The sequence below is a fragment of the Methylobacterium sp. V23 genome (assembly GCF_002917135.1).
Lineage (GTDB): Bacteria > Pseudomonadota > Alphaproteobacteria > Rhizobiales > Beijerinckiaceae > Methylobacterium.
On record NZ_PDHT01000002.1, the window covers coordinates 1 to 14,664 of the forward strand.

The window sequence follows — 14,664 nt, forward strand, 5'->3', positions numbered from 1 at the left end:
ACGCCATGTACGCCGAGGCCGGCCTCGACGCCGCCGGCATCCTCCAGACCGTCAAAGCAGCCCTGCCCGAACGGAAGGCCGGACAGTCGGGGCGCCTGCGCCTCGCCTGAGTGGCCATCCAAGTGCATGAGGCATCCGGGCTTTGCGACCCGGGTGTGTCCCCGTTGCGCTTGTCCGACACCGGTTTCGATGACAAAAGCGCGCCATCCTCGGGTCCGAAGTCCGCTTCGGGCCCCGCGCACGCATAAAATCCTCAGACCCTTACGAGAGAAATGCCACAGGCGACCCCCTCCGGCCCGTTCGATGCCGGCCCGGTTCTCATCACCGGCGCGAGCGGTTTCCTGGGAGCGGCCCTGGTCGACGTCTTCCGCAAGGCCGGCTTCCCCGTCCGGATCATGGTCCGGGCCACCTCGCCGCGCACCAACCTGACCTGGACCGACGTCGAGATCGTCGAGGGCGACATGCGCGACCGCGCGGCCGTGGCGCGCGCCCTCCAGGGCCAGCGCTATCTCGTTCACGCCGCGGCCGATTACCGGCTCTGGGCACCCGATCCGGAAGAGATCGTCGCGACCAACCGCGACGGCGCCGTGATCCTGATGGAAGAGGCTCTCCGGGCCGGCATCGAGCGCGTCGTCTATACGTCGAGCGTCGCCACCATCAAGCCGCATGACGACGGCACGCCGGCCGATGAAACGCGCCCCCTCACCCCCGCCACCGCCATCGGCGCCTACAAGCGCAGCAAGGTGGTGTCCGAGCGCGTGGTCGAGGAGATGGCCGCGCGCAACGGCCTGCCCGTGGTCATCGTCAATCCCTCGACGCCGATCGGTCCGCGCGACGTCAAGCCGACCCCGACCGGCCGCATCATCCTCGAAGCGGCTCTGGGCCGGATGCCGGCCTTCGTCGATACCGGCCTCAATCTCGCTCACGTGGATGACGTCGCCGCCGGGCACCTGCTGGCTCTCCGGCACGGCCGGATCGGCGAGCGCTACATCCTCGGCGGGGAGAACGTGCTCCTGTCGCAGATGCTGGCCGACATCGCCAGCCTGGTCGGCCGCAAGCCTCCGACGGTGAACCTGCCACGGGCGGTCGTCTATCCGATCGCCTTCGTCTCCGAACAGATCGCCCGATTCACCGGCAAGGCGCCCTTCGCCACGATCGACGGAATCCGGATGTCCCGCTACCGGATGTTCTTCTCAGACGTGAAGGCGCGCGCCGAACTCGGCTACACCGCCCGGCCCTATCGCGAAGGCCTGTCCGACGCGATTGCCTGGTTCCGCCAGGAAGGACGCCTGTGATGAGCACGACGATCCAGACGGCCACCGAGGCACGCACCGGCAAAGGCTATCGCGACGAGAACTTTCCCGTCGCATCCCACCTGATCCACCCGAAGCATCGTGGCGCGATCCTGGCGTTCTACGACTTCGTCCGCGCCGGTGACGACGTGGCCGACCATACCGGCCTGTCGCCGGAGCGGAAGATCGCGCTCCTCGACGCCCTTGCCGACGACCTGACCGGCAGCCGCCCGACGGATTCCGCGGCCGAGCCCCTGCGCCGCGAACTCGCCGCCCGCGGCCTCGCGCCGACGCATGCCCTCGAACTTCTCGACGCCTTCCGCCTCGATGCACGCAAGAGCCGCTACGCCGACTGGGACGAGCTGATCGCCTATTGCCGCCTCTCGGCCATGCCGGTGGGCCGCTACGTCCTCGACATGCATGGCGAGGACCGCAGCGTGGTCTGGGGACCCTCGGACGCGATCTGCGCAGCCCTGCAGATCATCAACCACCTGCAGGATTGCGGAAAAGACTACCGGGCGATCGACCGGGTCTACATCCCGCAGGACACCCTCGACGGGCACGGTGCCGCGATCTCCGAACTCGGAGCCGACAAGGCCTCGCCGGCCCTGCGCGGCGCGATCGCCGAGCTGGCCGAGCGCACCATGGGGCTTCTCGACGAGGGGGCGGTCCTGCCCGACCTCATCGCGGACCTGCGCCTCAGCCTGGAGATCGCCGCCATCCACCGCCTCGCCGTCGTGTTGTGCAAAGGGCTGATGGAGCGCGACCCGCTGAGCGAGAAGGTGCACCACGGCAAGGCCGCCTTCGCCCTGACGGCCCTCGGCGGCATCGCCGCGACCCTCGCCCGCCGGCCCCTGCGTGGCCGCACGCTACGGTCCCAGGCCGCGAAAGTCGCGAACCCGAAGGTGGCTCAGGGGAGCCGGTCATGAGCGCGACCCTGTCTCCCGCGACCGACTCCACCGCACCGGCGGTCGACGCGCTGCCGGCGAAATCCTCGTCCTTCTACACGGCGATGCGGCTGCTGCCGCCCGACCGGCGCGCGGCCATGTACGCGGTCTACGCGTTCTGCCGCGCCGTCGACGACGTGGCCGATGACGGTGGCCCGGCGCCCGTGCGGGCCGCGGAGCTCGACCGCTGGCGCACCGACATCGACGAGCTCTATGCGGGCCGTCCCGCGCCGCGCGTGCAGGACCTCGTCGTGCCGATCCGCCGCTATGGCCTGCTGCGCGAGGATTTCCAGGCGGTGATCGACGGGATGGCGATGGATGCCTTCGAGGACATCGTCGCACCCGACGAGGCCACCCTCGACCTCTATTGCGACCGGGTCGCCAGCGCGGTCGGCCGCCTGTCGGTGCGGATCTTCGGGGTTGCCGAGCAGGAAGGCATCGCCCTCGCCTACCACGAGGGCCGCGCGCTTCAGCTCACCAACATCCTGCGCGACATCGACGAGGATGCCGAACGGAACCGCCTCTACCTGCCGCGGGAGAAATTGGCCGCGATCGGTCTGACCGCACCGACGCCGCAAACCGCCATCGACCATCCGCGGATCGGCGAGGTCTGCATCGCCGTCGCCCGCGAGGCCGAGGCGCATTACCGCGCGACCTGGGACATCATCGCCCGGTGCCCGCGCAAGGTGACCAAGGCACCGCGCCTCATGGCGGCGGCCTATCGGCTCTACCTCGACGCCGTGCTGACCCGCGGCTGGAAGAAGCCTCGCGCCCGCGTCAAGCCGGGCAAGCTCGCCCTGCTGGGCGTCGTCCTGCGACACGGGATCGTCTGATGGCCGGAACGGTTCACGTCATCGGGGCCGGCCTCGCCGGCCTGTCCGCCGCCGTCTCGCTGGTGGAGCGCGGCGCGCGGGTCGTCGTGCACGAGGCGGCCAAGCAGCCCGGCGGCCGCTGCCGCTCGTATTACGATCCGACGCTCGGACTGACAATCGACAACGGCAACCACCTGCTCCTGTCGGGGAACACCTCGGCGCTCGGCTTCATGCGCACCATCGGTGCGCCGGAGAGCGCCCTGTCCGGTCCGGCCGAGGCGGCGTTCCCCTTCGCCGACCTCAAGACCGGCGAGCGCTGGACCCTGCGCCCCAACGCGGGCCGCGTGCCGTGGTGGGTCCTGCAGGCTTCCCGCCGGGTACCCGGCACGGCGGCGCGCGACTACCTCGCGCCCCTGGGCATCCTCAAGGCAGCGGCCGGCAAGGGCCCCGGCCAGGGCGGCACCATCGGCGAGAGCATGGCCTGCGAGGGCACGCTCTACGACCGCCTGTGGCACCCGGTGCTGCTGGCCGCCCTCAACACCGATCCGAAGGAGAGCGACACGGGCCTCGCGGCGACGATCCTGCGCGAGACCCTCGGCGCCGGCGGCAAGGCCTGCCGGCCCCTCGTCGCCGTCGGCGGCCTCTCGGCGGCCTTCGTCGATCCGGCGGTCGACTATCTCACCCGGCGCGGGGCAGACCTTCGCCTGGGTCACCGGCTGCGCAGCCTCAGCTTCGGCGAGGGCCGGATCGCCGGCCTCGTCTTCAGCGACGAGACCATCACGCTCGCCGCCGAGGATGCGGTGGTGCTCGCCCTGCCGCCCTGGGTCGCCTGCGACCTGCTGCCGGGCCTGCCGGCACCGCAGAGCCACCGCTCCATCGTCAACGCGCATTTTGCTGTGGTTCCGCCGCCGGGATCGCCGTTACTGCTCGGCGTGGTGAACGGAATGACGGAGTGGCTATTTGCCTATCCGGATCGTCTATCCGTGACCATCAGCGGGGCCGATCGGCTCTTGGATGTGCCACGCGAAGATTTGGGACGTCAGATCTGGTCCGAGATCGTGACTTTGATCGGACTTGCGCCCGAACTGCCCAGCTGGCAGATCGTCAAGGAGAAGCGGGCGACCTTCGCGGCAACGCCGGCCGAGGCCGCACGACGCTCCGGCGCCGTGACGGCCCACGAGAATCTCGTCCTGGCAGGGGATTGGACCGCGACCGGTCTGCCATCGACGATCGAGGGAGCCATCCGTTCAGGAACGACCGCCGCATCGGCCCTCGCCCGGAGGACCGGCACGTGCGGACAGGCACGAGCGCGCGGCGCGGCGTGAGATAAGGCGGCCGCCTGCGCGGCCGGTGAGGCGAGGACGATGCGGGACGCATTCAGGAAGGTCGAGGCGCTGCAGCGCCCCAAGACTCAGGAGATCTCACTCGAGGACGTCGAGCGGGGAGTCGTGCGCGCGACCCAGGCGCTGACGGCGCTGTCGCATGACGACGGGCACCTGTGCTTCGAGCTCGAGGCCGACGCGACGATCCCGTCCGAATACATCATGTTCCACCAGTTCCGCGCCACCGAAATCGCGCCCGAACTCGAGACCAAGATCGGCAACTACCTGCGCCGCACGCAGGGCAAGCACGGCGGCTGGGCCCTGGTCCACGACGGCCCGTTCGACATGAGCGCCAGCGTGAAGGCCTACTTCGCCCTCAAGATGAGCGGCGATTCGATCGAAGCCCCGCATATGCGCCGGGCGCGCGAGGCGATCCTGTCCCGCGGCGGTGCCGCCAACTCAAACGTCTTCACCCGCTTCCTCCTGGCCCTCTTCGGCGAGGTCCCGTGGCGCGCGGTGCCGGTGATGCCGGTCGAGATCATGCACCTGCCGAGGTGGTTTCCGTTCCACCTCGACAAGGTCTCCTACTGGGCGCGCTGCGTGATCGTGCCGATGCTGGTGATCCAGGCCAAGAAGCCGCTCGCCCGCAATCCCCGCGGCATCGGCATCCCCGAGCTGTTCGTGGCGCCGCCGCAAACCGTGCGCACCTGGCCCGGCAGCCCCCACGCGACCTGGCCCTGGACGCCGATCTTCGGCACCATCGACCGCATCTTGCAGGTCACGCAGGATTATTTCCCGAAGACGCGGCGGGCGCGTGCCATGGACAAGGCCGTGGCCTGGGTCAGCGAGCGCCTCAACGGCGACGACGGCCTCGGGGCGATTTTCCCCGCCATGGTCAACACCGTGCTGATGTACGACGTGCTCGGCTACCCGGCCGACCATCCCCAGGTGCGGATCGCCTGCGAGGCGATCGAGAAGCTCGTGGTCGTCAAGGAGCACGAGGCCTACGTGCAGCCCTGCCTGTCCCCGGTCTGGGACACGGCGCTGGCCGGTCACGCCCTCCTCGAGGCGGGCGGCCCGGATGCGGAGCACCAGGCCCGGCGCGGCCTCGACTGGCTGAAGCCGCTCCAGGTCCTCGACATCAGGGGCGACTGGGCCGCGGGGCGGCCGAACGTGCGCCCCGGCGGCTGGGCCTTCCAGTACGCCAACCCCCACTTCCCCGACCTCGACGACACCGCCGTGGTGGTGATGGCGATGGATCGGGCCTCGCGCCAGCACGGCCTCGTGGCCGATGTGCCGGATTACGGCGCCTCCATCGCCCGGGCCCGCGAGTGGGTCGAGGGGCTGCAGTCGAGCGACGGCGGCTGGGCGGCCTTCGATGCCGACAACAACCACCATTACCTGAACCACATCCCGTTCTCCGACCATGGCGCGCTGCTCGACCCGCCCACCGCCGACGTCACGGCCCGCGTGGTCTCCATGCTGGCGCAGCTCGGGGAGACCCGGGAGAGCTCGAAGGCCCTCGACCGCGGCGTCACCTACCTCCTGAACGACCAGGAGGAGGACGGCTCGTGGTACGGCCGCTGGGGCATGAACTTCATCTACGGCACCTGGTCGGTGCTGTGCGCCCTGAACGCCGCCGGCGTCGATCCGGCCTCCCCCGAGATCCGCAAGGCGGTCGCCTGGCTGATCCGCATCCAGAACCCCGATGGCGGCTGGGGCGAGGACGCCTCGTCCTACAAGATCGACCCGGCCTTCGAGCCCGGCTACTCCACCGCCTCGCAGACGGCCTGGTCGCTGCTGGCCCTGATGGCGGCCGGCGAGGCCGACGATCCGGCGGTGACCCGCGGCATCAACTACCTGACCCGCACCCAGGGCGCCGACGGCTTCTGGTCCGAGGAGCGCTACACCGCGACCGGCTTCCCGCGGGTGTTCTACCTGCGGTACCACGGCTACCCGAAGTTCTTCCCCCTGTGGGCCATGGCGCGCTATCGCAACCTCCAGCGCAGCAACACCCGGAAGATCGCCTTCGGCATGTGAGTCGATGGGCTGTGGGGCGCAGGGGTGTGATGCGAAGGCTCCGGTTCGTGGTCGATCGAGCAACGGCATGCGTGCGATGACCGCGCCCGGCACCCTCCCGGTCCTGGCCGTGACCGGCCTCGCGAAGGAGGCGCGGCTCGCCTCCGGCACCGGCGTTCAAGCAATTGGGGCCGGCGGCAATCCGGAACGTCTCCGCGCCCTCCTGGCCGCACGGCCCGAGCCGGGCTGCCGCGCCGTCGTCAGTATCGGCATCGCCGGCGGTCTAGACCCGGCCCTCCAGCCCGGCGACGTGCTGGTCGCAACCGCCATCGTCACGCCGACGCAAAGCTATCCGGCCGATCCCGCCATCACCGCGGCCTGGATGCGTGCGCTCGCGGGATCCGGCTCGACCGTTCGCGAAGCCGTGCTGGCCGGCGTCGATGCCGCCGTGATCGACGTGCCCGCCAAGGCGGCCCTGCGCAGCGCGACCGGCAGCGCCGGGGTCGACATGGAATCCCATGTGGCGGCGGCCTATGCCGCGGAGCATGGGCTGCCCTTCGCGGCCCTGCGCATCGTCTGCGATCCTGCCGACCGCGCGATCCCGGCCTTCGCCGCCCAGGCGCTGAAGCCCGACGGCGAGCCCGACATCCGCGCGGTGCTCACCGCGATCGCACGGCAGCCCAGCCAGATCCCAGCCCTGATCCGCCTGGCCCGCGACTCGGGCCGCGCCTTTCAGAGCCTGACCCGATGCCGGGCCCGGCTCGGGATCGCCCTCGGCGTCCCGGCCGTCTGAGAGCACGCCGCGCGCAGCGTACCGGGACGGAGGCGATTCAGCGTCCGGCCGGACCACGCCCGGGGCCCACGCCGAAGCCACCCGGCCCCTCCGGGCCCCCGAGTCCGCCTCCGGGCCCGAGTCCTCCCCCCGGACCGCGCCCGAGCCCGCCGGGGCGCTCGAAGCCGCCCGGTCCGCTCCCGAAACCACTCCCGGGCCGTCCGTGCTCGCCGCCCAGGGGCGAGCGCGTATCGATGTCGAGACGTCGTCCGCCCCCTGGGTGGCTCCCGGGCAAGCGTCCGTCGAGCCTGCCTCCGTCGAGCCCGCGTCCATCGATGCCCCGACCTTCAAGGCCTCGCCCGTCGACGCCACGACCCTCTGACCTTGGGGGCGATCCGCGATCGGGGGCCGTCCGTGGGCTGGGGCGCTCGGTGCCGCGCCGGTCGATGCGCAGGCTCTCGACCTTGGGGCGGCCGTCACGGGCCGGCTCGGCAATGACGACCGCGCGCACGCTGCCGCGGCGCGGCAGTCCCGCGTCGGGCCGACCGGTGATGGCGAGGCCGGACCCGATCTGGAGACCGCGAGCATTGCGGCCGACATAGGCTTCGATCGAGACGCGGCGGAGGCCTGGGACGAAGAGCGCGCGCGACGGCTCGATGCCGGTCACCGTCAGACTCGACCCCGTTGGGGCGCCCGTGGCGATGGCGCGACGTCCGACGTGTTCGGCATCGGCACCGACGAGGCGGAGATCCCCGATCATCAGACTGCCCTCCGGCCCCCGGCGGATCGGACCGGCCACCCGAGCCGGTCCTTCGGACCGCCGCTCCACCAGGCTGGCGACGACGACGCCATCGGGGCGGCGTAGACCGCTCACCGCGACGCGTTCGCCGAGGGTCCAGCCATCCTGCTGGGTCGCCGGAAGGGCGACCCGTTGCCCGAGGACGGTGAGCCCCCCCTTTCGGACGGCCTCCACGGGTCCGACCACCTCGCTCGTCACGTCGATACGCCGTGTGGCGAGGGTGCCGCCGCTCTCGAGGGCAACGACGCGCACCACGTGCCCGATGCGCAGGTCGCCCGCTGCCGCCGGCCGGCCGTCGATCCGCACCTGGACGTCCGGCGGGTAGGTGATGCGCAGGTCGTTGACGATGATCGATCCGAACTTGCGGATCGTCCCGATCACGCCGGTGCCGCCCAGGCCACGGTCGCCCTCCGATTCCGAACCGTCTCCCAGCGGGTGGCTGGGGCGCGCGCCGGTCCCGCCGATGCCCTGATCGCGGATCGGCGGGACCGGGTCGGCGCGGGCGGCCAGCGCGAGAGGCGCCGCGGCGAGCAGGCGCAGAGCGTCGCGACGGTTCGGTGCACGCATGGAGGCGGGCCTCACGCCTTCGCCGCCGCGGACGGCGCATCCTCGCCATAGACGTAGACGCCGAAATTCCAGCGATGGGTGCCACCGACATCGGTCTCACAGGCTGCGTGGGCCTCGCGGTTGGCCTGCTGCAGCGCCTCCATGGCGATCTCGCGCGCACGGGCCTCGAGGCGATCGGCCAGTTCCTTGGACAGGCCGTCGTAATGGACCGCCCGTTCGAGAAAGCGCGGGGTCGGCGCGGTGATGTTGGCGACGCTCGCGGCGATGTGGTCGTGCAGATTGCGACCGAAGTAATAGAGCTGGGACTCCCCGCCCCCCTTCGGCACGTAGGCCGCTTCCGCGAGGACGATGTGGCCGTCGGCATCGGCGACCACGAGCCCGCGGTCGAGCCACTCATCGAGGACGGCGCGCGGGCGCAGATCCCGGGTCACGGCCGCGACGAGTTCCTCGAAGGACGCGCCGGTCCCGTCGCCCGCCCGCGTGAGGGGGCGGGGTTGGCCGTCCGCGTCGGTGAAGGCAGGATCGGCGAGCCAGCGCGCAATGATCCGGCTGGTCCGCGACACGGAGGACGGCACGGCGCTGACGGGGGCACCGGCGCCGCGCAGGCGACTGACCTCCTTGCGGTGAATCCCGGTCAGCAGGCTGACCCGGCTGTCCGTCTGCTCCTTGCCCGGCAGCGCGAAGTCGTACTCGGCGACGTTCACGTAGAGTTCGCGCAGGAGCGTGGTCAGCGCCGGAAAGGTGATGCCGCGTGCCACGAAGAGGCGCACGAGCGGCCGAAGCAAGCGCGCGACTGGGGCGTGCAGGTTCGCTCCCTCGGAAAGGGTCTCGGTTGGATCCGCCATGGATCCAGCATAAGCATCGTGCCGTGGGAGACAATCCCACGGCGTGCGTTCGAACACCTGTTCCCAACCCAGTCCGATTGACGTGGGAAATTTACCCACATACGAAGATGGGAGTGATTTCGACCCGGAATGCCGCCATGGCCGTGCTGACGCCCTTCCATCCGACGCATGCTTTGCCGCCGCTTCATGCGGACACGTCCGCAGGCGCGACGGGACCGTCAGCCCGGTCGTTAGCCATCTTCGGTCGTGGTGTCAGCGTCCTCTCGGTTGTCGCGCTGGCCGTCGTCGTCCTGATCTCGACCGGACCGCGGTCGATCCCGGCGGCGCAGGGCACAACGCTGGCAGCGGACACGCCGCGGGCCAGCGCCACCCGCCTCGCCTCGCCCCGCCGGATGGCGGCGGCCTTCGCGTTCCCGCGGGCGAACTGATGTCCCGCGTCACGAGCCGTTCCCTCAGTCGGTCGGATCAGCCGCAACCGCGCCCGATCATCGACGTGCTCCTGTGCGCCGTTCCGGCGGTCGCCACCGTCATCCTGCTGGTCGTTGCACTCCGGGGCTGAGGCTGCCGCTGCTCGGCGACCCGACCCCGCGACGACCCGTTCACCCGTGTAATCACACTCGCTCGCAGCCCATTCGATGTATCGCGCCGATCCCCGCATGAGCCCTTCCCTGCACGCCTGCCGGCCTCCACGCGGGTCTGCGCGACGGCGGCCGTCGTCCGAGCGGACTTTCGGCGGCTGGTGGCGCGCGCTGATCGCGCGTCTGCGCGGCAGGGCAGCCGAAGTGCCTCGCCGCGTCTGACTTGCTCGAACCCCGCCCGAGACGAGGCCTCGCGGCGGACGACCGCGACCGGGAAGCGAACGGCCGGCGACCTCAGGCAGCGCGGACGGAGGCACCGACCGCGGGTGCGTCGGGCGTCCCGCGAACCGCCTCGGCCTCGCGGCACAGGGCGGAGGCGAGGCAGCGGGCCCGTTCCACCCAGAGGTCGCGCTCCTGACGGACAGCCTCGACCGCGGCGCGGTCTTGGGCCTGCGCGATGCGCAGATCGTCGAGCTCCTCACGCAACGCCGTGGTCCGGCGCCGCTCCTGGGCCAGCGCCTCCCGCAGCACCGACAGCGCAGCGTGATCGGACGCGGCCGGCTGGCCCGTCGAAGCGGACGCGGTTGCCGGCATGGCCGGGGTCGCCGGAACCGACGGGCTTGCCGGACGCAGATCCGCCACCTCGGCCCGGATGCGGTCGACGTCGAGACCGGCCATGTCGGATCTCGGCGCCGGCGCATCCGCGTCGCTCGTGCCCGCGACGGTCGGCATCGTGGCGATCGACGCGGTGCCGGGAACGCCCTCCTCCTCGATCACCAGACCGTGGAGCATCCGGAACACGGCGTCGCCGTCGAGCCGGGACAGATCGAAGCCGCTCTCGCGGGCGAGATCGTTCCACAGCGTCTGTCCGGCCTCCGCCTGACCGGCAAAGGCCATGGACCAGTTCGTGAAGCCCCGCGCCTCGGTCGGCCCGCATTCGAGCACCGTGACGTCGCCGTGCCGCTGATCGCGCTGGATCCGCTCGAAGGTGCGCTCCACCCCCTGGCGCGGGCCTTCGAGCACCTGCGCGAAGGCACCGCCGTTGAACATCAGTGCGCCGGTGACGCCGACCTCGGCGTTGTTCCGTTGCGAGGTCGCGAGGATCTGCGCGACGGCGCTGCTCGCCTCCGCGTCGGGGACCTTCAGAAGGTTCTTGCTGGCATAGACGAGACGATAGAGGTCGCTCATATCCGATCTCCGGAAAAGCTGGACACGGTCGGGGGCGGCCGCCTCACGCCTGGGCGAGGCCGTGTGGGCCGAGGTCGGTGAAGAGGGCCAGCAGCGCCTCGGCCGGGATCGGCCGGCTCACGAGGTAGCCCTGGACGTCGGTGCAGCCCTCGGCGCGGATGCGGCGCATCTGGTCCTCGGTCTCGACGCCCTCGGCCACCGTGGTCATGCCGAGGCTGCGCCCGAGACCCGCGATCGCACGGATCACCGCGTCTCCGTCCGGCTTCTGGGTGATGTCGGCCACGAAGGAACGATCGATCTTGATCTTGTCGAACGGGAACGAGCGCAGGTAGCTCAGGGAGGAGTACCCGGTCCCGAAATCATCCATGGAGACGCGGATGCCGAGGGCGCGAGCCGGTGCAAGGTCCGCAGGGTGCGCTCGTTTTCTTGAAGCAGCACGCCCTCGGTGATCTCGATCTCCAGGCGGCTCGCGGCGAGCCCGGAGCTCGCCAGCGCGGAGACGATGACCTCGACGAGGCGATCGCCCTTGAACTGCGCGGGCGACACGTTCACCGCGACGTTGATCGCCGAGGGCCAGGTCGCGGCATCGCGGCAGGCCTGGCGGATGACCCATTCGCCGATCGGGACGATCAATCCGATCTCCTCGGCGAGCGAGATGAATTCGCCCGGCGGGACCATGCCGCGCTCCGGATGAGTCCAGCGCAGCAGCGCCTCGCACCCGGTGACGCGGTCGTTCTCGAGGTTGAGCTGCGGCTGATAGTGGAGGGAGAATTCGCGCCGGCCGAGGGCCTGGCGGATGTCCAGTTCGAGGCGACGGCGCGCCTGCATGCGGGCGTCCATCTCGGCCTCGAAGAAGCGGAATGCCCCGCGCCCCTCGAGCTTCGCCCGGTAGAGGGCGAGGTCGGCGCATTTCAGTAGGCGATCCGCGTCGGTGCCGTCGCGCGGCGCCACCGCGACGCCGACGCTGGCACCGATGGTGAGCAACTGCCCCTCGATCATGTAGGTGCGGCCGATCAGGTCGACGATGCGACGCGCCAGGACCCGGGTCTCCTCGAGGTCCGTCACGCCGCGCTGGACCACGACGAACTCGTCTCCGCCGATGCGCGCGACGGTATCGCAGGGACGGAGCGTGGCGCTGAGCCGCTCGGCGACCTTGGCCAGAAGGGCATCGCCGATCGCGTGACCCAGGGTGTCGTTGACGGGCTTGAACCGGTCGAGGTCCACCAGGAGCACCGCGCAGGCACCGTCGGAGGTCTCCACCTGGACGAGGGCATCCTCCAGGCGTTCGCGCAGGTGCAGGCGGTTCGGCAGGCCGGTCAGGGGGTCGAGGCGCGCCCGCTCGCTGGCCGCGCTCTCGGCGGCGCGGCGCAGGGTGACGTCCTCGAGGGTGACGGTCCAGCCCCGGCAGGTCCCGCGGGAGCAGCCGAAGGGCTGGATGCCGACCTCGAGCGTCAGCCCCGCGTGCAGGATCTCGAAGGCGAGGCCCTCGCAGCGGTCCAAGGCGCACCGGACCTGAGCGAACAGCGCATCCCGGCGGAGGGGCAGGAGGCGGCAGAGGGTGTGCAGGGCCTGACGAAGGCTCGGACGTTCAGGCAGGCCGAACCCGCCCACCACGTCCCGCGCCGGCCCGGTGCAAAGGACCAGCCGGCCCCGCTCGAAGACGAGAAAGCCCTGGCGTACCACATCGAGATAGGGTGCCGGCCCGAGAGCGGACTCAGCCGGCCCGGGGGTCGTCTCCGGTCTCGCGCGAACCTGGACTACCTGCATCACGTCGCCGCTCCGGTGCGCATCCGGGGTGCGCCAGCGCCGCGAGTATAGAGACGCGAAAGTAAATTATAGGTTTTCGCGCCGCCGACTTTCAAATGTGAAAATCATAGCGCATGCCAGTGGCGCTCACACGACACTAGGCTGCCGTGATCTGGTCAGATCCAGAGACGATAACTGCGAAGCAACTGAGCATCGCAGAACATCGACAGCCATCCAAAGATGACGAGGCCGACTTCATCGCTCGCTGTACTTCGACGATCAAATGGTCTCGCCGATACGATCGGGGGGCAAGGTATCGGCGAGACCCGGTCGATCCGAAGACGGCGCGACGGGTCGAGCATGTCCGACGGTTGCAGCCGGCACATTCACACACATCAACGTGGCAGGGGTTCGCCTCGGCCGAGGGCTGTTTTCACCGCGATCATCAACGAAGCGTGGTCGAGAACGCGAAAGAGCGCGCGATGTCTCAGCCGAAGGACCGGGGCTCCGACAATTGCCGGCCGATCCAGGCCTGCGCCTCGTCGAGATCCGCGAAGATCGGCGCGTGCACATTCTCGACGCGCCCGAAGCCCGCTTCCAGAAACCAATGTCCCGCCTCGGAATCATGCTCGCTGGAGAGTTGGACGAGCACGGCGACGAGCATCCCATCCTCGAAAACCAGCCGGCTCTCGCGGTCATTGCTGCCCGTCGCGATCTGAACGGGCTCGAGTTTCATGGTCATGCCGCGGCCCGCGTTCCCAGGTGCAGGTATTTCGAGTTGAATTCCGCTATCGATTTCAGGCGCTGACGATCCAGGATCTTCAGCGTCCTGCCCTTGAGTTCAATCACACCTTGGCGCCGGAGTTCCTGAAGCGACCGGTTCACGTGCACATTCGAGAGGCCGACGGTGTCGGCGAGATCGAGCTGAGTGACCGGGAACTCGTAGGAATTTTCGCTCGCGAAGCCGACCACCTGCAGGCGGACGAGCAATTCGCAGAACAGGTGGGCGATCCGCTCGATGGCCGATCGACAGCCGACGTTGACGAGCCATTCGCGCAGGGTGGCCTCGTCCACCAGCGTGCCCATGCGCAGGGAGCGGGCGATCGCCGGGTGCTCGTCCATGATCCGTTTGACGACGTCGATGGGAATCCGCACCACGCGGCAGGCCGACAGGGTGGTGATGGTGTGGTCCATCTGCGTGAGCAGCGCCACGTCGAGGTCGCAGGCGTCACCGGGAACCAGGTAGGCGGTGATCTGGCGCGCCCCGTTCGCGCGGTGCTTCTGCCGGCAGGCGATGCCCTCCATGATCAGGATCACGCCGTCCGGGGCATCGCCCTCGCGGATCAGGTCGACGCGCGGGCCGATGACGTGACCGTTGGCGCTGATGCGCCGGAGCACCGCCCGCTCCTCCTCGGTGAGAGGTCCGAAACCCTCCAGCTTTCGCACCAGCGGGTTCGAGGAATCGGCGAGGGGGATCGAGGAATGAGACGACAAGACGATGTCCGTAATCCTGGCAACAATCTTCGGATCGCGTGAGATCGCGACCAGCGGTGCACCGATCGACCCTCACATCACGCGGAGTCGGGGACACATCGGTGAGCGGCGCGGCCAGAAATCCCGATCCGTGGGTGCGGGCACGCGCCGGAGAGCCGGACGGCCGGCCTCGGCCGCGCGAGCCGACCCACTCCGCTGCCGTTCCGGGTCGAGACTGCGCCGTCGACCCCGCGTACCTGCCCCGCGATCCCCGTCGGCTCGCCGATCCGACGATGTCATGCTG

General features: G+C 70.2%; 12 protein-coding genes and 1 pseudogene. 7 read left to right on the forward strand and 6 right to left on the reverse strand.

The window, feature by feature from the left end; all coding sequences use genetic code 11:
• The first annotated feature begins 272 nt into the window (after positions 1-272).
• From hpnA to CRT23_RS03220, 6 genes are all read left to right on the forward strand, one after another.
• Entirely contained in the window at positions 273-1,295 is a 1,023-nt protein-coding gene (gene hpnA, locus CRT23_RS03195; RefSeq protein WP_103708581.1) for a hopanoid-associated sugar epimerase, read from the forward strand.
• Entirely contained in the window at positions 1,295-2,221 is a 927-nt protein-coding gene (gene hpnC / locus CRT23_RS03200) for a squalene synthase HpnC (protein ID WP_103708582.1), read from the forward strand. The genes hpnA and hpnC overlap by 1 nt, the downstream gene beginning before the upstream one ends.
• Complete coding sequence (hpnD, locus tag CRT23_RS03205; RefSeq protein WP_103708583.1) at positions 2,218-3,072, forward strand: presqualene diphosphate synthase HpnD; 855 nt, start codon at positions 2,218-2,220, stop codon at positions 3,070-3,072. Before hpnC ends, hpnD begins: the two co-directional genes overlap by 4 nt.
• Complete coding sequence (hpnE, locus tag CRT23_RS03210) at positions 3,072-4,376, forward strand: hydroxysqualene dehydroxylase HpnE (protein WP_103708584.1); 1,305 nt, start codon at positions 3,072-3,074, stop codon at positions 4,374-4,376. Before hpnD ends, hpnE begins: the two co-directional genes overlap by 1 nt.
• A gap of 39 nt (positions 4,377-4,415) precedes the next feature.
• On the forward strand, positions 4,416-6,413 hold the full coding sequence (gene shc / locus CRT23_RS03215; protein WP_103708585.1) for a squalene--hopene cyclase: 1,998 nt from the start codon (positions 4,416-4,418) through the stop codon (positions 6,411-6,413).
• A 67-nt stretch (positions 6,414-6,480) separates the two neighbouring features.
• Entirely contained in the window at positions 6,481-7,185 is a 705-nt protein-coding gene (locus CRT23_RS03220; protein ID WP_103708586.1) for a phosphorylase, read from the forward strand.
• Positions 7,186-7,222: 37 nt separating this feature from the next.
• On the opposite strand, the gene CRT23_RS03225 is transcribed toward CRT23_RS03220, so the two are convergent.
• Positions 7,223-8,530: a DUF5666 domain-containing protein gene (locus tag CRT23_RS03225; protein ID WP_103708587.1), complete on the reverse strand. Its 1,308-nt coding sequence runs from the start codon at positions 8,528-8,530 to the stop codon at positions 7,223-7,225.
• Between the two features lie 11 nt (positions 8,531-8,541).
• On the reverse strand, positions 8,542-9,375 hold the full coding sequence (locus CRT23_RS03230; RefSeq protein WP_055954791.1) for a DUF6502 family protein: 834 nt from the start codon (positions 9,373-9,375) through the stop codon (positions 8,542-8,544).
• Between the two features lie 137 nt (positions 9,376-9,512).
• Between CRT23_RS03230 and CRT23_RS03235 the strand changes: the two genes are divergently transcribed.
• Positions 9,513-9,803, forward strand: a complete 291-nt coding sequence (locus CRT23_RS03235) for a hypothetical protein (RefSeq protein WP_146056315.1) — start codon at positions 9,513-9,515, stop codon at positions 9,801-9,803.
• Positions 9,804-10,247: 444 nt separating this feature from the next.
• Here CRT23_RS03235 and CRT23_RS03240 read toward each other — a convergent pair whose 3' ends face one another.
• The 4 genes and pseudogenes from CRT23_RS03240 to CRT23_RS03255 all read right to left on the reverse strand — a co-directional run bounded on the left by CRT23_RS03240 (position 10,248) and on the right by CRT23_RS03255 (position 14,381).
• Entirely contained in the window at positions 10,248-11,141 is an 894-nt protein-coding gene (locus CRT23_RS03240) for a BLUF domain-containing protein (RefSeq protein WP_103708589.1), read from the reverse strand.
• A gap of 43 nt (positions 11,142-11,184) precedes the next feature.
• Positions 11,185-12,824 (reverse strand): annotated as a pseudogene (locus CRT23_RS03245) (EAL domain-containing protein).
• Between the two features lie 550 nt (positions 12,825-13,374).
• Positions 13,375-13,629: a hypothetical protein gene (locus CRT23_RS03250; RefSeq protein ID WP_103708590.1), complete on the reverse strand. Its 255-nt coding sequence runs from the start codon at positions 13,627-13,629 to the stop codon at positions 13,375-13,377.
• Complete coding sequence (locus tag CRT23_RS03255; protein ID WP_245435937.1) at positions 13,626-14,381, reverse strand: Crp/Fnr family transcriptional regulator; 756 nt, start codon at positions 14,379-14,381, stop codon at positions 13,626-13,628. Before CRT23_RS03255 ends, CRT23_RS03250 begins: the two co-directional genes overlap by 4 nt.
• Positions 14,382-14,664 lie beyond the last annotated feature (283 nt).